This window comes from Variovorax paradoxus (assembly GCF_000834655.1).
Lineage (GTDB): Bacteria > Pseudomonadota > Gammaproteobacteria > Burkholderiales > Burkholderiaceae_C > Variovorax > Variovorax paradoxus_F.
Window position 1 is genome coordinate 29,360 of the sequence record NZ_JXQQ01000038.1, and the last position, 16,389, is coordinate 45,748.

Here is a 16,389-nt window from a genome sequence, read left to right on the forward strand (position 1 = left end):
CTCCTTCAGTCGATGTAGCGCAGGCCCGCCTTGGCCAGCGGCTCGCGCATCGCGTACATGTCCAGGCCCATTTCGCCCGCGGCGAAGCGCTCGCGCTTGGCGGTCTCGTTGGACTCGCGGGCTTCGGCGGCGTCGGCCACCTGCTGCGCGCGCGCTGCCGGCACCACCACCACGCCATCGATGTCGGCAACGACCACGTCGCCGGGGTTCACCAGCGCGCCCCCGCACACCACCGGCACGTTGACCGAGCCGAGCGTCGCCTTGATGGTGCCCTTCGAATGGATGGCGCGGCTGAACACCGGGAAGCGCATCGCGTTCAGGTCGCGCACGTCGCGCACGCCGCCGTCGATCACCAGGCCCTTGCAGCCGCGCGCCTTGAACGAGGTGGCCAGCAGGTCGCCGAAGAAGCCGTCGGTGCTGTCGCTGGTGCAGGCGGCCACCACGACGTCGCCGGGCTGGATCTGCTCGGCCGCGACATGCAGCATCCAGTTGTCGCCGGGCTGCAGCAGCACGGTGACGGCCGTGCCGCAGAAGCGCGCATCGGGGTGGATGGGGCGGATGCGCGGCTGCATCAGGCCGAGCCGGCCGAGCGCTTCATGCACGGTCGAGACGCCGAAGCGCGAGAGCTTTTCGACGGCGGCCGCGTCGGCGCGCACGATGTTGCGATGGACGACGCCAAGTTGTTGTTGAAGGGTGTTGGACATGGGTCAGAGGCCTTTGGCGATGAGTGCGCGGTCGAGGCGCGGATAGACGCGGCGTGCGTTGCCTTCGAAAACCTTGTGGCGCGTCTGGGCGTCGAGCATCGGCGTCGCGTCGATGTAGCGGCGCGTGTCGTCGTAGAAGAACCCGGTCTCCGGATCGATGCCGCGCACCGCGCCGATCATCTCGCTCGCAAAGAGGATGTTGTCGACGGGAATCACGCGCGTGAGCAGGTCGATGCCCGGCTGGTGATACACGCAGGTGTCGAAGAAGATGTTGTTAAGCAGGTGGTCCTTGAGCAGCGGCTTCTTCATTTCCTGCGCGAGCCCGCGAAAGCGCCCCCAGTGGTAGGGAACCGCGCCGCCGCCGTGCGGGATCACGAAGCGCAGCGTCGGAAAGTCGGTGAAGAGGTCGGAAGTGAGGCACTGCATGAACGCGGTGGTGTCCGCATTCAGGTAGTGCGCGCCGGTGGTGTGGAAGCACGCGTTGCAGCTCGTGCTGACATGCACCATCGCCGGGATGTCGTGCTCGACCATCTTCTCGTAGAGCGGGTACCAGTGGCGGTCGGACAGCGGCGGCGAGGTCCAGTGCCCGCCCGAGGGGTCGGGGTTGAGGTTGATTGCCACGAAGCCGTAGTCGCGCACGCAGCGCTCCAACTCGGGGATGCAGCTGCGCGGGTCCACGCCGGGCGACTGCGGCAGCATCGCCGCGCCGATGAAGTGATCGGGAAAGAGCTCGCTCACCCGGAAGCACAGCTCGTTGCAGATCGCCGCCCAGATCGACGAGGTTTCGAAGTCGCCGATGTGGTGCGCCATGAAGCTTGCGCGCGGGCTGAAGATCGTGAGGTCGCTGCCGCGCTCCTTCATGAGGCGCAGTTGGTTGCCTTCGATGGATTCGCGCAGCTCGTCGTCGCTGATCTTCAGGTCGGCGACGCGGGGCTTCATCGCGGGGTCTTTCAGCCCTGCAATCTGCTGGTTGCGCCAGTTTTCCAGCGCCTTGGGCGCGGTGGTGTAGTGGCCGTGGCAGTCGATGATCATTTGTTGCAACCCAATCGGTTGTTGGCTCGAATGCATCGAGTGTGGTTGCACACGCCCTCGCGTGGGGTGAGTTCGGGTTGCCCTAACATCAGACTTTCTTATCGATAGGGTTTACCCCGGGGATCGAAATGAGTCCGGCGAACCAGCAAGACAAAGTGATCGGCAGCGCGCTCGCCATCAACCTGCGCCACCTGCGCGCGTTCTCGGCCGTGTCCGCGGCCGGCAGCATCGCCAGGGCCGCGGACGAGCGCCTGTACCGCGTCGCCTCGGGCGTCACGCGCTCGATCTCGGAGCTCGAGAGCGTGCTGGGCCGGCCGCTGTTCGACCGCCGCGCGCGCGGCATGGCGCTCAACTCCTACGGCGAGCTGGTGCTGGTGCGCGCGCGCCGCATCGAGCGCGAGTTCGAGGATGCGCGCGTGCAGCTCGTCGCGCGCGGCGGCATCGGCGCGGCCGCCGATGTGCCATCGCTGTTTGCCTCGATCCTCAACGGCAGGCGGCTCGCGGTCATTGCGAGCCTGGTCGAGAAGCGCAACATGCCAGTGGTCGCGCGCGCATTCGGCATCACCCAGCCGGCCATCAGCAGCGCGCTGAAGGACCTGGAGGGCGGGCTCGGCGCTGTGCTGCTCGAGCGCAAGGCGCGCGGCCTCGCGCCCACATTGGCCGGCGAGATCGTGGCCTTCCACTTCAAGCGCGTGCTCGCGGAGCTGCGCCACATCGGGCCCGACATCGCTGCGAGCGAAGGCACGCTGCAGGGGAGCGTGACCGTCGGCGCGCTTCCGCTCGGGCGCACGCAGGTGCTGCCGCTGGCCATCGCCTCGCTGCTCGCGCGGCATCCGCGGCTGCACGTCGCCACGGTCGAGAGCCCGTACGACGCGCTGGCCGCGCTGCTCCGCAGCGGCGACATCGACTTCATCCTCGGCGCGCTGCGCAGCCCCGCCGAGGCCAAGGACCTGCAGCAGGAAGCGCTGTTCGAAGACCGCATCTCGGTGATCGCGCGCGCGGGCCACCCGCTGGCGCATGCGAAGCGCATCGACTTCGATGCGCTGCGGCAGGCGACCTGGGCGCTGTCGCGGCACAACACGCCCTCGCGCGAACTGCTCGAACGGTTCTTTTCGTCGGCGCGCGAGGCGCCGCCGATTCCCGCAGTGGAAACCGGCGACCTCGCCGTGCTGCGCGGCCTGCTGCTGGAGAGCGACATGCTGACCGCGATCTCCCCGCACCAGCTGCGCTACGAGATACGCGACGGCAGCCTCGTGGTGCTGGACTTTCCGCTCGACGAGACGCGGCGCGAGATCGGGCTGACGCAGCGGCAGGGCGCATTGGCGTCACCCGGGGCGAGGGCGTTGATGGCGGAAATCGCGGCGGTGGTGGCGCGGTCCCCGGATTTCCGGGCGACGGTGCAGCGAGCGGGTGGTTGATCGGCGCTTTCGATCGGCGCTCACTGGGCCGCGGGTGCGCTTCGATCGAACCGGAGTCCTGCAGCGGTTCCGCTCTCGAGATCGAGCACGAAGCGCATCCCTGCGTCTTCTGACACAAGCTGGAGCCTGAGCTTCGCCTGAAGCGTGTCGCAGCGCAGGTGCGCATTCTTCGCCGCGGTGGCCGCGTCACGGACCGACAGCGAGTCGATCTCCGTCGTCACGCCGCGGCCCACGGCCTCGGAATGCAAGCCGATGCGGTTGCGGCCGTCGTCGCGGCCTTCCAGTTGGCCTCGCAATCCCGGGAGCACGAAGCGCCCGTCGCCCAGCTGCAGGTCACCGGACAGCGAGGTGCGTCCCAGCAGCTGGCGTGCCTGCTCGGTCAGCCCCTCGTGCCCCTGGCCGCGGCCCCGGCGCAGCATCGACTCGGCGAATTCCTGCAACTGCAGCTTGCCGCGCTCGGAGACCCACCGGCTCAGCAGTGCGCCGCGGCGTTCGAACGTCACGCCGGCGAGCGGGGCCGAGGCGAACTGGTAGACGTAGCTGCGGCCGTTGGGCGCATCGACATAGATGCCCAGGCGGCTCACGCCCATGCGCGAGTCGGGGCCGATGTGCTCGACCGTCGCGTCGTTGAAATCGATCTGCCCACCGCGTACCGGCACCGTCACATCGGCATCGAAGAGCAGGTGCGCATCGGTGATCTGTCCGCGGATGGTGCCGTGGGCCGTGCCGAGCGGGGCGAGGCTTGTCTCGTCGGCCGATGCCTGAGAGGCCAGGGCCTCGGCGGCGGGCGCGGTGTTCCATGCCTCGTGCAGCTGCGGCGGCACGCGCAAAGGGCCATGCAGCTTCAGGCCCGAGAACTCGGCCTCAGGCGCCTCGACGCCGGCCAACTGCGGCGCGCCGGCCTCGTTGCGTATCTGCGCAACGAGGCCGCGCACGGCCACACGGCCGATTTCCAGCGTGAGCTCCCCCGAGGTGAGCTGAAGGGATGTCGCTTCGAGTCGATCGATGCGGATGCTGGCCGCGCCATCCTTTTCCGGTCCCCAGGCGAGGCCTTCGATCGCGAAGCGATTGCCTGCGGTTTCATCGGAGGTGCCGATGTCCACGCCGAACAGCAGTTGGAGGATGGAGGACGCGAGAGGAGTCGCCATGGCGTTGTTCTACCAGACCTCGCCATGTCGGCGTGTCGGCCTCCGGCGCATGTGCGGCGCCCCGGATGGCGGCGCTTCAACCGGCTAGCGCCCGGCCTTCAGGGCTTGCGCACGACGCGCGCAAGCCACGCCAGCAGCACCGCCACGACTTCATCCCGGTTGGTTTCGTTCAGCGTCTCGTGGCGCGCGCCGCCGAACACATGACACGACACATCGCGCAGCCCCGCATCGCGGTAGCGCTGCACCAGCGGATAGAACCATTCGGCCTTGTTGCTGACCGGGTCCTGATCGCCGATGAAGAGGTACAGCGGCAGCTCGGACCGGATGCGCGATTGCATGGCCGTGGGCGTCAGGTCCTCGAGGTTCGCGAACATCGAACCCAGCCCCTCGGCCGAGACAGTGAAGCCGCACAGCGGATCGGCGATGTACTTGTCGACTTGCGCAGGGTCTCGGCTGAGCCAGTCGAACGGCGTGCGCACCTCGGGCAGCGCGGCGTTCATGTCTTCGAGGCGGAACCCGCTCTGCAGCGCGGTGCCCAGCAGGTCCAGCGCCGCGGTGCCCGAGAGCACCGCGCCGGACAGCAGCTCGCTGTGCCGCACCAGGTAGTACTGCGTGGCGAACGAGCCCATGCTGTGGCCGATGAGGATGAGCGGCAGGCCGGGGTGCGCGGCGCGCGCATGCCGGCTCAGCAGCGCCATGTCGTCCACGAGGCCGGCGAAATTGCGCGGGCCGAATTCACCCAGTTCGTTGTTCGCCGAGGCATAGGCGCCATGGCCGCGGTGCTCGTTCGCGTAGACCACGCAGCCGGCCTGCGTGAGCGCATCGGCGAGCGGGCGATAGCGCAGCGAATGCTCGCCCATGCCGTGCGCGAGCTGCACGATGGCCTGCGGTGCGGCGCCTTGCCAGCGATGGGCTTCCACCGGGTGGCCGTCGTTGGCGGTCAGTTCGAAGTTTGTCTCGGTATTTGGCATGCGGTGTCCTCTGTGGAAGAGGGTTGCCATCCTAGTCGTTGAAGGCCCTCAGCATCGCCTTGCGCAGCCACATCTCCGCCGAGTCCTTGTCCGTCACCGCGCGCCAGGCGAGCTTGATCTGGTAGTCGGGGCTTTCGAAAGGCAGGGCCTCGAAGCGAAGCCCGCCTTGCGCGGACAGCGCCAGCGCCACGTGCTCGGGCACGGTGGCCAGCAGGTCGGTGCCGGCGAGCACGGCGGGGAGGCTGCCGAACTGCGGCACCGAGAAGGCCACGTCGCGCTGCCGCCCGATTTCGCCGAGCGTTTCGTCGACAGTGCCGCACAGGTCGCCGGCATAGGTCACGAGCACGTGGCGACGCCGGCAGTAGTCGTCGAGCGAGAGCTTCCCGGGCACGGTGTCGGCGCGCAGCATGGCGAAGCGCGCAGTGCGGACCTTGCGCACCTTCGCATCGGCGGGCAGGTCCTTCAGGAAAGACATCACCGCGCTGACCTCTCCCTGCTCCAGATAGCGCATGGCGTTGCGGTAGCAGACCGTGAGCGTCACCAGCCTGGCGCCTGGCACTTCGGCGCTGAGGGCGCGCAGCAGGCGGGGCAGCATCGCGATCTGCAGGTCGTCGGTCAGGCCGATGCGGAACACCGGCGCGGCACGCTCGGGCTCGAAGTCGGCCTGCGCGCGGAACGTGGCCTCGATCTGTTCGAGCGCGGGGCCCAGGCCCTGCATCAACGCCAGCGCGCGCTCGGTCGGCTCCATCACGCGGCCCTGGCGCACCAGCAGCGGATCGCCGGTGAGTTCGCGCAGCCGCGCCAGCGCATGGCTCACCGCAGGCTGGCCGAGGTTCAGCCGCTCCGCCGCGCGGCTGACGTGCCGCTCGCGCATGAGCGCGGCCAGCACGGTGAGCAGGTTCAGGTCGATGCGATTGAGTTCGATGGGCTTCATCGGTATTCCTGGAGATATCGATTGCGCGCATAGCCGATATCCCGCGAATCGATTTCCTCGATTGTCCCGCGGCTTCTAGATTCGAGCCATCGATCGTTTGAAGCAGGAGATTTCGATGGGCAAGATGGTTCGCTTTCACGCATTCGGGGGCGCCGAGGTCCTGAAGATCGAGGAGGCCCCGACCCCGGCACCGGGGGCTGGCGAGGTGCGCATCGCGGTGCAGGCCATCGGCCTGAACCGGGCCGATGCGCTGTGGCGCGAGAGGCTCTACATCGAGGATGCAACGCTGCCGGCGGGCCTCGGCAACGAGGCCGCGGGCGTCATCGAAGCCGTGGGCGAAGGCGTCGACGGTTTGCGCGTAGGGGACCGGGTCGCGGTGCTGCCGGGCGCGAGCCAGGGGCTGTACCCGACCTACGGCGACAGCATCCTTTTTCCGGCCACGCATGTGGTGCGGTATCCGCCCAGCCTGTCGGCCGCGCAAGCCGCGGGCGCGTACATGGCCTACCTCACGGGCTACTTTCCGATGTTCGAGATGGCGCGGCTGCAGCGCGGGCAGACGGTGCTCGTCACCGGGGCGTCGTCGGGCACCGGCATCGCGGCGCTGCAGATGGCGCGTGCGGCGGGCATCGTCGCCATCGCCGTCACCCGCACGGCCGCCAAGCGCGAGGCGCTGCGGGATGCCGGTGCCGCGCACGTGGTCGTCACGGACGAGGAAGACGCGGTCGAGCGCGTGTTGACGCTCACCGAGGGCCGAGGCGTCGAGCTTGTGTACGACGGCGTTGGCGGCGCGCAGGTCGAGCGGCTCGGCGACGTGGTCGCGCACCGCGGCTGGTACGTCCTGTACGGCCTGTCGGGCGGCGCCGAGTTCAAGTACCCGGCGGTCGCGCAATTCCGCAAGAGCTGGCGCTTCCATGTGTACAAGGTGCTGGAGCACACGGGTGCGCCCACGATGGGCCTGCCCCGCGACGAGGGCGCGCTCGGCCGTGCGCTGGCGTTCATCGACGCGGGCCTTGCCGGCGGCACGCTGCGGGTGCGGATCGACCGCGAGTTCGCATTCGGCGACGTGGTGCAGGCGCACCGATACCTGGAACGCGCCGGGCACGTCGGCAAGGTGGTTCTCACGGTCTGACCGGTGCGCCGGGGGAGGGCCGGGCAAGCTTCTTGCACGTCGGGGCAAGCCCCATGGCGGCAAGCGCGACCCGGCGGTAGATTGCGGGCACGCCCCCAGTGGCAAACAACGGTTTCCAACCCCCTGACCCCCAGGAGTGCCCGTGGACGCATGGTCGAGCCAGCAGCTTTCTCCCTTGTACGGACGCGAGGTGTTCCGCTCGCGCGAGGCGGACGAAACCCATGCGCTGGTCGCCCATGAACTGAAGGACCACCGCAGCGTCTGGGGGCACGGCAAGGTCGATTCGGTCTTCTGCCGCGCCGAGCTGGGCGCACTGTCGCTGTGCATCCTGCGCTATGGCTGCGACGTCGACATCGAGCCCGATGCGCTGGGCAACTTCGTGCTGGTGCAGATGCCGCTGCGCGGCCATGCCGAAATCCACACCGGCGGCCAGACGCTGCACATCCATCCGGGGCAGGGCGCGGTGGTCTCGGCGCACAAGCCGGTGCGGCTGCGCTGGCATGCCGACTGCGAGCAACTGATGCTCAAGATCGAACTCAGCCGCCTGCAGGAGGTGGCGCGCCGCGCCTTCGCCACGCGCCATGCCGACGAGGTGGGCGAGATCGATTTCGACATGCCCCTCAGGCTGGACGACGCTGCCGGCACGCAGTGGTGCCGCATGGTGGCCAACCTCGCGTCGCTGCTGCCTTCTGCGAGCGACAGCCCTTCGTACGACCCGCGCTGGCTCGCCCACTGCGAGGACAACCTCATGCTCTACCTGCTGTGCCACCGGCCCAACTCGGTGCGGCGGCGGCACGACGCGCTGCGCCTCGGGTCGGAGGCGACCGGCCTGCGGCAACTGCAGCGCGCTGAGGAGTTCATGCGCAGCCGGCTCGATGCGGCGCTCTCGCTCGAGGACGTGGCCGACGCCGCGGGCGTGAGCCGCCGCACGCTGGCGCAGCTCTTCCGGCGCCACCGCGAGCTGTCGCCGATGGAGGTGCTGCGCAACATGCGGCTCGATGCGGCGCATGCGCAGCTTGCGCGGCACGACGGCGCGAGCGTGACGCAGATCGCGCTCGACTGCGGCTTCTCGCATCTGAGCCGTTTTGCCGCCTGCTACCGGGAGCGCTTCGGCCAGCTCCCGCGCGAGACCTCCAGACACTAGGCCTGCTCTAGGACTTCATCGCGCACTTGGCGGCCGTGGTGTCCTGGTAGTTCTGCAGCACGGTGCCGATCACCTTGTTGGTGATGCGGCCGCTCGCGTCCCTGCCGATCACGCGCAGGTAGTAGTTCTGGATGGGAAAGTTGTTGGCGCCGTAGCTGAAGTCGCCGCGCACCGACTTGTACTTCGCGGCCTTGATCGCCTTGAGCAGCGCGGGCCGGTCGGCCACCTTGCCGCCGGCGTCGCGCACGGCCGCGTCCATGGCCATCAGCACGTCGTAGGCCTGGCCGGCATAGAACGAGGGGTTGCGCCCGTTGTTCTGCTGGCGGAACTCGGCCACGAAGCGCTGGTTGGCGGGGTTGTCCAGGTCGTAGGACCAATGCGCGGTGTTGAAGAGCCCGAGCATCGGCTCGCCCACGGCGGGGATCATGTCCTCGTCGGCCGAGAAGGCGGTGGAGATCAACGCCACGTCCTTCGACAGGCCCGCCCCCACGAACTGCTTGATGAAGCTCACGCCCATCGCGCCGGGCAGGAAGAAATAGAGCGCATCCGGCTTACTCGCGCGGATCTGCGCAAGCTCGGCCGAGTAGTCGAGCTGGCCGAGCTTGGTGTAGAGCTCGTCGCCCACGGCGCCCTTGAAGTTGCGCTTGAAGCCGCTGGCCGCGTCCTTGCCGCCGGGGTAGCTGGGTGCGATGAGCGCCACCTTCTTGAAGCCCTTGTCGCTCGCGAACTTGCCCGCGGCCTCGTGGTACGCATCGTTCGGGTACGACGCGCCGAAGAAGTAGGGGTTGCACTTGGCGCCCGAGTAGTCGCTAGGCCCGGTGTTGCTCGACAGGTAGGGCACCTTGGCGGCGAAGAGCGGTGGCCCCACGGCCAGCGCGACCGACGAGCCGATGGGTCCGGTGAACAGGTCGATCTTGTCGCGCAGCAGCATGCGCTCCACCACCTGGCGGGCGAGGTCGGGGTTCCCGGCGGTGTCGGCCTCGACGAACTCGACCGGCACGCCGCCGAGCTTGCCGTTGAGCTGCTTCATCGCCACCGCGAAGCCGGCCTTGGCCTCGGCGCCGCCGACGGCGAACGGGCCCGAGAGGTCCATGGCGATGCCGACCTTGACGGGTTGGCCCTGAGCCAACGATGCCGATGCGCCGGTGACGACGGCGACGGCCAACAAGGCCGTCCGGATGCTTGCCTGCGACATGAGAGATCTCCTCTGGAGGGATTCGGTTGCGTGGGGGGTGAATGCAATGCGGGTCGGAGTCTGCGTGCCGCCGCCGCGGCGGGCTATCCGTTTCCTGCAGCGACGTCGCTTGCAAGAAGTGGACAGACACCGGGGGAGGGCGCTGCCCAGAATTGCGCCGCAAGCCCCATCACTCAGGAGACACCCACGATGAGCCAGTACATCGACATCCCGGCCGGCGACGGCCGCAGCTTTCGCGGCTACCTCGCACTGCCGGCCTCGGGCAGCGGCCCCGGCATCGTGCTGTGCCAGGAGATCTTCGGCATCAACGCCTATGTGCGCGAGGTGGCCGATCTCTACGCCGAGGAAGGCTACGTGGTGCTCGCGCCCGATCTCTTCTGGCGCATGGAGCCCGGCGTCGATCTCGGCTATTCGCCCGAAGACTGGCAGCGCGCCTTCGGCTTCTTCCAGAAGTTCGACATCGACGCCGGCATCGCCGACGTCACCGCCAGCGTGAAGGCGCTGCGCGCGCACCCGGCCTGCACCGGCAAGGTGGGCGCGCTGGGCTATTGCCTCGGCGGCAAGCTGGCTTACCTGGCGGCCGCGCATTCGGGCGTGGATGCGGCGGTGGGCTACTACGGCGTCGGCATCGAGGCCGCGCTCGACCTGGTGCCAAAGATCGAATGCCCGATCGCGCTGCACTTCGCCGAGCTCGACAAGTTCTGCCCGCCCGAGGCCCGCGCCCAGGTGCTGGAGGCCTTTGCCGGCAAGGCCGGCGCGCAGATGTACGTCTACCCCGGCGTGGACCACGCCTTCGCGCGCACCGGCGGCGAGCACTTCGACAAGCCTTCCACGCTCATGGCGCACCAGCGCTCCATGGCGCTCTTCAAGGAGGCCATCGGGCCCGTGTACGACCTGTCGGCGCTCTGGGACAAGCACTGCGAATACGAGTTCGCCACGCGCGACGTGGTCGCCACCATGGGGACGATGGTGAGCGAGCCCTATGTCAACCACATCCCGACGATGACCGGCGGCGTGGGCGCGAAGGAGCTGTCGCGCTTCTACAAGCACCATTTCATTCCGACCACGCCGCCCGACACGCAGCTCACGCCCATCTCGCGCACCGTGGGCGCGACGCAGATCGTGGACGAGATGCTCTTTCGCTTCACCCACACGGTGGAGATCGACTGGATGCTGCCGGGCATCGCACCGACCGGCAAGCCGGTGGAGATTCCGCTGGTGGCCATCGTTAAGTTCCGCGGCGACAAGCTCTACCACGAGCACATCTATTGGGACCAGGCCAGCGTGCTGGTGCAGATCGGCCTGCTCGATGCCAAGGGACTGCCGGTGGCGGGCGTGGAGACCGCGCGCAAGCTGGTGGACGAGACGCTGCCGTCGAACACGCTGATGCCGCGTTGGCCCGAGTCCGACGGCCTCACGATCGCCGACCCCGCTCTGCCGCTCGGATGACGCAGGGCACGGACATGCTGGCGCTGGTGGTGGCTTCGGTCACGCCGCTCACGCCGGCCATCAAGGCCTTCGTGCTGCGGCCGGCGAATGGCGGCGACCTGCCGCCGTTCGCACCGGGCGCGCACCTCAGCGTGAGCGTGCAGACGGCGCCGTCGAGCGGCCAGCGCGCGTATTCGCTGGTGCGGCCGCACGATGGCTCCGGCAGCTACGAGATCGCGGTGCTGCACGAGCCAGGGGGCACGGGCGGCTCGGCCTGGATGCACGGCCTCGCACCCGGCGCGGTGCTGGCCGCTCACGCGCCGCGCAACGACTTCGCGCTGCAAAAAGGTGAAGAAGGCGACGAGGGCCGCTTGCGGCCGCTTCTGCTGGCAGGCGGCATCGGCATCACGCCGTTGCTGTGCATGGCGCGCGCGCTGGCCGCCGAGGGCCGGGCCTTCGACTTCTTCTATGCGACGCGCAGCGAGGAGGCGACCGCCTACCTCGCCGAAGTGCGCACGCTCGGCGGCACGGTGGTGCACGACGGCGGCGACCCCGCGCGCGGCCTCGACTTGCGCGCGCTGCTCGCGACGCCGCAGAGCGGCCGCCACCTGCACGTCTGCGGCCCGCGCGGCATGGTGCAGGCCGTGGTCGACACCGCGCGCGCGCAGGGCTGGCCCGACGACCATGTGCACTTCGAGCTCTTCGCCGGCGCGATCTCGCAGGCCGGCGACACGGCCTTCGAGGTGCGCACGCTGCGCACGGGCAAGACGCTGACGGTGGCGCGCGGCCAGAGTCTGCTGGACGTGCTGATCGCCGCCGGGCTCGACCCGATGTACGACTGCCGCCAGGGCGACTGCGGCGTGTGCGCAGTCGACGTGGTGGAGGGCGTGCCCGACCACCGCGACCACAACCTGAGCCCGCGCGAGAAGGCGGGCGGCAAGACCCTGTGCACCTGCGTGTCGCGCGCCAAGACGCCGCACCTGGTGCTCGACATCTGATGACGCTTCAGGAGACCCACTCGATGAATTCCGTGATCCCCATCATCCCTATTGCAGCGACAAACCCGATCGACATCCAGTCGCTCGTGCAGCCCGACCGCGTGCACAAGCGCGTCTACACCGACCCCGCCATCTTCGAGCTGGAGATGGACCGCGTCTTCGGCCAGGCCTGGCTGTACGTGGGCCACGAGAGCCAGGTGCCCAACGTCGGCGACTACTTCACCACGCGCCTGGGCCGCGAGCCCGTGGTGATGGTGCGCCACACCGATGGCGCAGTGAACGTGCTCTACAACCGCTGTCCGCACAAGGGCGCCAAGATCGTGCCCGACGGCAGCGGCAGCGCGGGCAAGTTCCTGCGGTGCCTGTACCACGGCTGGACCTTCAAGTGCGACGGCAGCCTCTTGTCGGTGCCGCTGCGCAGCGGCTACGAAGACACGGCGCTCGACCTCAAGAGCGGGTCGCACTCGGTGCGCAAGGTGGCCCGCGTGGCGAGCCACCGCGGCTTCGTGTTCGCAAGCCTTTCGCAGGAGGGGCCCGAGCTCGCAGACTTCCTCGGCGGCGTGGCGACCTCGCTCGACAACTTCTGCGACCGCGCGCCCGACGGCGAGGTGGAGGTGGCCGGCGGGGTGCAGCGCGTGATCCAGCGCAACAACTGGAAGATCTTCTTCGAGAACCTGCACGACACGATCCATGCGGTGGCCACGCACGAGTCGTCGTGGCGCGCGGCCAAGGAAGAGTTCGAGGCCATGCCCTCGGGCACGCCCAAGCCCTTCGAGGTGGTGATCGTCGACGGCAACGGCGAGCCGCTGGAGTTCTGGGAGAACCTGGAGCTCAAGGGTTACGACAACGGCCACGGCTTCATGGAAGGCATCTTCGTGCCGCCCACCGATCCGGTGAGCCTGGCCTACGTGGCGGCGCTCGAGGCCAGCCAGGGGGCCCAGCGCGCCGACGAGATATTGCGGGTGAACCGGCACAACACCATCGTCTATCCGAGCTGCTCGCCGCACACCTCGTTCCAGCAGATCCGCGTGATCCGGCCGCTGTCGGTGGACCGCACGCTGGTGGAGATCTTCAGCTTCCGCCTGAAGGGGGCGCCCGAGGCGACCTTCCAGCGCACGCTGAAGTACACCAACATCGTCAACTCGCCCTCGTCGAACGTGATGCCCGACGACCTGGAGGCCTACAACCGGGTGCAGGAGGGGTTGGGCTCCGACGGCGGCGACTGGGTCAGCATGCACCGCGCGGCCGGGCGCGACCAGCCGCTGCCGGGCGGGCGGGCCTCCAACGGCAACAGCGAGATGCCGTCGCGCAACATGTTCGCGGCCTGGGCCTCGTACATGGGCGTGCAGAACGGGAGCGCCGAATGAACTTCAACGACTGGCACGAGCAGCAGGCGATCACGCAGTTCCTGCACCACGAAGCGCGCCTCCTGGATGAGCACCGCTGGGACGAATGGCAGCGGCTCTTCACGCCCGAGGGGCTCTACTGGGTGCCGCTGGTACACGGGCAGGCTGACCACATCAATCACGCCTCGCTCTTTTGCGAAGACGCGCTGCTGCGCTCCATGCGGGCGCGGCGGCTCGAGCAGGCGCGCGCCTATTCGCAGCAGCCGCCCACGCGCACGGTGCATGTGGTGGGCAACATCGGGCTCGAATCGCGCGACGGGGAACGCTGTGTCGTGCGATCGACCTTCCTGCTCCTGGAATGGCGCAAGACCGAGCAGCGCACCTTCGGCGGCAGCGTGCTGCACACCCTGCAGCGCGAGGGCGACGAATTCCGCATTCGGATGAAGCGCGTGGAGCTCGTCAATTGCGATGCGCCGCACGAAGCCCTGCAGGTGTTCATGTGAAGGCCGCGCTGCTGGCGATGCACTACCAGAACGACGTGCTGCATGCCGATGGCAAGGTGCGTGTTGGCGTGGCGGCGGACGATCCGGCGCGGCCGCTTCTCATCGCCTCGGCCGCGCGCCTGATCGCCGGTGCGCGGGCGAACGGCGTGCCGGTGATCTTCGTGCGCATCGCCTTCGCACCGGGGTATGCCGATTGCCTGCGCAACTGCACGCTGTTCCGCCGCGTGGCCGAAACCGGCGCGGTGCTCGACGGGGAGTGGGGCGCGGAGTTCTATGACGAACTCGCGCCGCTGCCGGGCGAAGTCGTCGTCACCCACAAGCGCAACAACCCGTTCTGGGCCAGCGGGCTCGAAGACGCGGTGCGCCGCACCGGCGCATCGCGGCTGTACGTGGCGGGCATCGCGACCAATCACGTGGTGGAGCATGGCGCGCGCCATGCGAGCGACATGGGTTACAACGTGGCGGTCGTCGCGGACGCCTGCAGCACCGCGCAGGCGCACCTGCACGCGGCGAGCCTGGAAACGCTGGCCATGCTCGCAGACGTGGTGCGTGTCGACGAAGCGGTCGCGCAGATGAAGGGGTTGTCATGAGCTTCGAAGGAAAAGTCGCCATCGTCACCGGCGCGGCCGCCATGCTGGGCGCCGCCATCGCTCGCGCGTTCGTGAAGGCCGGCGTGCAGGTGCTGGCCGTGGACATCGATGTCGCGCGCGGCGAGGCGCTGGCCGCCGAGCTGGGTCCGCGCTGCCGCTTCATCGCGTGCGACATCGCCTCCGACACCGCGCTCGATGCGCTGGTGGCCGATGCGCTGGCCGGCGAGGGGCGCATCGACTTCCTTGTCAACAACGCCGTGGTCTACGGCGACAAGGGACTGGAGGCTTCGCGCGGCGAATGGCTGCAGGCGCTGGACGTCAACCTGGTCTCCGGTGCGCTGCTGGTGCAAAAGACGGCCGATGCGCTGGCAGCGCAGGGCGGGGCGATCGTGAACATGGGCAGCGTCGGCGGCAAGTTCGGCACTGCGAACCGCGCGCTCTATCCGGCGGCCAAGGCGGCCATCCTGCAGCTCACGCGCAACCAGGCCGCGAGCCTGGCGCACCGGCGCGTGCGGGTGAACTCGGTGTCGCCGGGCTGGACCTGGTCGGACGCGCTCTCCCGCATGGCGGGCGGCGACCGCGCCTACGCGGACCGCATGGCCGCTCCGCTGCATCCGCTGGGCCGCGCGGGCGACGGCGACGACGTGGCGCAGGTGGTGCTTTTCCTGTGCTCGGACGCCGCGCGCTTCGTGACCGGCGCCGACATTCCGGTGGACGGCGGATTCTCGATGCTGGGCCCCGACCAGGGCCGCTCGGCGCGCGACTGGTTCGGCGGCTAGTCGGCGATCCGGTACCAGCCGATGCCGTCGTCTGCGATGTCGCAGACGATCTCGCCGCGGTGCCGCAGGTAGTTCAGGCACGCGAGGCTCTCGCCCGTTGCCATGCCCAGCAGTTGCACATCGGACTCGGCGATGCTGCGCGCAAAGAGGCTCGCGAACACATCGACGGCACGCCTGGGCGTCTTCAATGCATTGCGCAGCCGGTCGAGCGCGCGGTCTTGCCCTTGCTGGAGCCGGTCGATGCGCGCATGCAGGCCGCGAAAGCACTCGTTGTGCGAGGGCAGCACGAGCACGTCGTCGGGCACTTCGCGCCGGAGCTTGGCGAGCGACGAGAGCCAGTCGGCCATCGGATCGGCGTCGGGTTCGATCGGCGAGACCGACACGTTCGACGAGATGCGCGGCAGGATCTGGTCGCCCGAGATCAGCACCTTGAGATCGGGGCAATAAAGGCACGCGTGCTCGGGCGAATGGCCGTTGCCGGTGACGATGCGCCAGTCGTGCGCGCCGATGCGCAGCACCTCGCCGTCGCGCAGCCGCCGGAAGCTGTCTGGCAGAGGATGGATGTGCTTGCCGAAATTGCCGAACCGCGTGCGGTAGGTCTCGATGGCCGCATCGCTCCAGCCGGCGCGGCGGTAGAAGGCGATGGCATCGTCGGGCGCTTCGCGGCCGGTGTCGGACACCATCACGCGGCACATGAGGTATTCGGAGCGGGTCATCCACAGCCGCACGCCGAACTTGCGCGTGAGCCAGCCGGCCATGCCGACGTGGTCGGGGTGCATGTGCGTCACGAAGACGCGGGTGAGGCCGCGCGTGTCCGGCGAATTGGCGAAGAGCTCGCGCCAGACGGCCACCGTTTCCTCGGTGCGCACGCCCGTGTCCACCACGGCCCAGCCGGCGCCGTCGTCGAGCGCCCACAGGTTGATGTGGTCGAGCGAGTAGGGCAGCGGCATGCGGATCCAGTGGACGCCTGGGGCGACCTCGATCGACTTGCCGCGTGGCGGAAGCTCCGCAAAGGGGTAGACGAGCTTGCCCTTGGTCGCTTCCGCCGTCTCTTCCAAACCATCCATCGT

General features: G+C 68.8%; 16 protein-coding genes. 9 read left to right on the forward strand and 7 right to left on the reverse strand.

Annotation, left to right across the window (positions count from 1 at the left end; translation table 11 throughout):
• Positions 1 to 5: 5 nt before the first annotated feature.
• Both ligK and RT97_RS16990 read right to left on the reverse strand, forming a co-directional pair.
• Positions 6 to 704: a 4-carboxy-4-hydroxy-2-oxoadipate aldolase/oxaloacetate decarboxylase gene (ligK, locus tag RT97_RS16985; protein ID WP_042579973.1), complete on the reverse strand. Its 699-nt coding sequence runs from the start codon at positions 702 to 704 to the stop codon at positions 6 to 8.
• Positions 705 to 707: 3 nt separating this feature from the next.
• A complete protein-coding gene (locus tag RT97_RS16990) occupies positions 708 to 1,736 on the reverse strand; it encodes an amidohydrolase family protein (RefSeq protein WP_042579974.1) in 1,029 nt (342 codons plus the stop codon).
• A 128-nt stretch (positions 1,737 to 1,864) separates the two neighbouring features.
• Between RT97_RS16990 and RT97_RS16995 the strand changes: the two genes are divergently transcribed.
• On the forward strand, positions 1,865 to 3,154 hold the full coding sequence (locus tag RT97_RS16995; protein WP_042579975.1) for a LysR family transcriptional regulator: 1,290 nt from the start codon (positions 1,865 to 1,867) through the stop codon (positions 3,152 to 3,154).
• Between the two features lie 20 nt (positions 3,155 to 3,174).
• Here the strand turns inward: RT97_RS16995 and RT97_RS17000 are convergent, their stop codons facing one another.
• From RT97_RS17000 to RT97_RS17010, 3 genes are all read right to left on the reverse strand, one after another.
• Positions 3,175 to 4,302, reverse strand: coding sequence for a hypothetical protein (locus tag RT97_RS17000; protein WP_042579976.1), 1,128 nt, complete (start codon positions 4,300 to 4,302; stop codon positions 3,175 to 3,177).
• 98 nt (positions 4,303 to 4,400) lie between these two features.
• Positions 4,401 to 5,273, reverse strand: coding sequence for an alpha/beta fold hydrolase (locus tag RT97_RS17005; RefSeq protein ID WP_042579977.1), 873 nt, complete (start codon positions 5,271 to 5,273; stop codon positions 4,401 to 4,403).
• A gap of 31 nt (positions 5,274 to 5,304) precedes the next feature.
• Entirely contained in the window at positions 5,305 to 6,207 is a 903-nt protein-coding gene (locus RT97_RS17010) for a LysR family transcriptional regulator (RefSeq protein WP_042579978.1), read from the reverse strand.
• A 115-nt stretch (positions 6,208 to 6,322) separates the two neighbouring features.
• Between RT97_RS17010 and RT97_RS17015 the strand changes: the two genes are divergently transcribed.
• Both RT97_RS17015 and RT97_RS17020 read left to right on the forward strand, forming a co-directional pair.
• The gene (locus tag RT97_RS17015; RefSeq protein WP_042579979.1) at positions 6,323 to 7,336 is read left to right on the forward strand and encodes a zinc-dependent alcohol dehydrogenase family protein; all 1,014 of its coding nucleotides are present in this window, start codon (positions 6,323 to 6,325) and stop codon (positions 7,334 to 7,336) included.
• A gap of 142 nt (positions 7,337 to 7,478) precedes the next feature.
• Positions 7,479 to 8,480 carry an AraC family transcriptional regulator gene (locus tag RT97_RS17020; protein WP_042579980.1) on the forward strand — a complete coding sequence of 334 codons (1,002 nt, stop codon included), beginning with the start codon at positions 7,479 to 7,481 and terminating at the stop codon, positions 8,478 to 8,480.
• Between the two features lie 7 nt (positions 8,481 to 8,487).
• On the opposite strand, the gene RT97_RS17025 is transcribed toward RT97_RS17020, so the two are convergent.
• Positions 8,488 to 9,675, reverse strand: coding sequence for an ABC transporter substrate-binding protein (locus RT97_RS17025; protein ID WP_042579981.1), 1,188 nt, complete (start codon positions 9,673 to 9,675; stop codon positions 8,488 to 8,490).
• A gap of 189 nt (positions 9,676 to 9,864) precedes the next feature.
• Between RT97_RS17025 and RT97_RS17030 the strand changes: the two genes are divergently transcribed.
• Genes RT97_RS17030 through RT97_RS17055 form a run of 6 tightly spaced genes read left to right on the forward strand, consistent with a single transcriptional unit; the run spans position 9,865 to position 15,319 of the window.
• Positions 9,865 to 11,124 (forward strand): dienelactone hydrolase family protein, encoded by a 1,260-nt coding sequence (locus RT97_RS17030; RefSeq protein WP_042579982.1) that lies wholly within the window; start codon positions 9,865 to 9,867, stop codon positions 11,122 to 11,124.
• Entirely contained in the window at positions 11,121 to 12,101 is a 981-nt protein-coding gene (locus RT97_RS17035; RefSeq protein WP_042579983.1) for a PDR/VanB family oxidoreductase, read from the forward strand. Before RT97_RS17030 ends, RT97_RS17035 begins: the two co-directional genes overlap by 4 nt.
• Positions 12,102 to 12,124: 23 nt before the next feature.
• Positions 12,125 to 13,468, forward strand: a complete 1,344-nt coding sequence (locus RT97_RS17040; protein WP_042579984.1) for an aromatic ring-hydroxylating dioxygenase subunit alpha — start codon at positions 12,125 to 12,127, stop codon at positions 13,466 to 13,468.
• Positions 13,465 to 13,950 (forward strand): aromatic-ring-hydroxylating dioxygenase subunit beta, encoded by a 486-nt coding sequence (locus RT97_RS17045; protein WP_042579985.1) that lies wholly within the window; start codon positions 13,465 to 13,467, stop codon positions 13,948 to 13,950. The genes RT97_RS17040 and RT97_RS17045 overlap by 4 nt, the downstream gene beginning before the upstream one ends.
• Complete coding sequence (locus tag RT97_RS17050; RefSeq protein WP_042579986.1) at positions 13,947 to 14,540, forward strand: cysteine hydrolase family protein; 594 nt, start codon at positions 13,947 to 13,949, stop codon at positions 14,538 to 14,540. Before RT97_RS17045 ends, RT97_RS17050 begins: the two co-directional genes overlap by 4 nt.
• Positions 14,537 to 15,319, forward strand: coding sequence for an SDR family oxidoreductase (locus RT97_RS17055; protein WP_042579987.1), 783 nt, complete (start codon positions 14,537 to 14,539; stop codon positions 15,317 to 15,319). Before RT97_RS17050 ends, RT97_RS17055 begins: the two co-directional genes overlap by 4 nt.
• On the opposite strand, the gene RT97_RS17060 is transcribed toward RT97_RS17055, so the two are convergent.
• Positions 15,316 to 16,386 (reverse strand): MBL fold metallo-hydrolase, encoded by a 1,071-nt coding sequence (locus RT97_RS17060; protein WP_042579988.1) that lies wholly within the window; start codon positions 16,384 to 16,386, stop codon positions 15,316 to 15,318. The two genes, RT97_RS17055 and RT97_RS17060, sit on opposite strands and share 4 nt — an antisense overlap.
• Positions 16,387 to 16,389 lie beyond the last annotated feature (3 nt).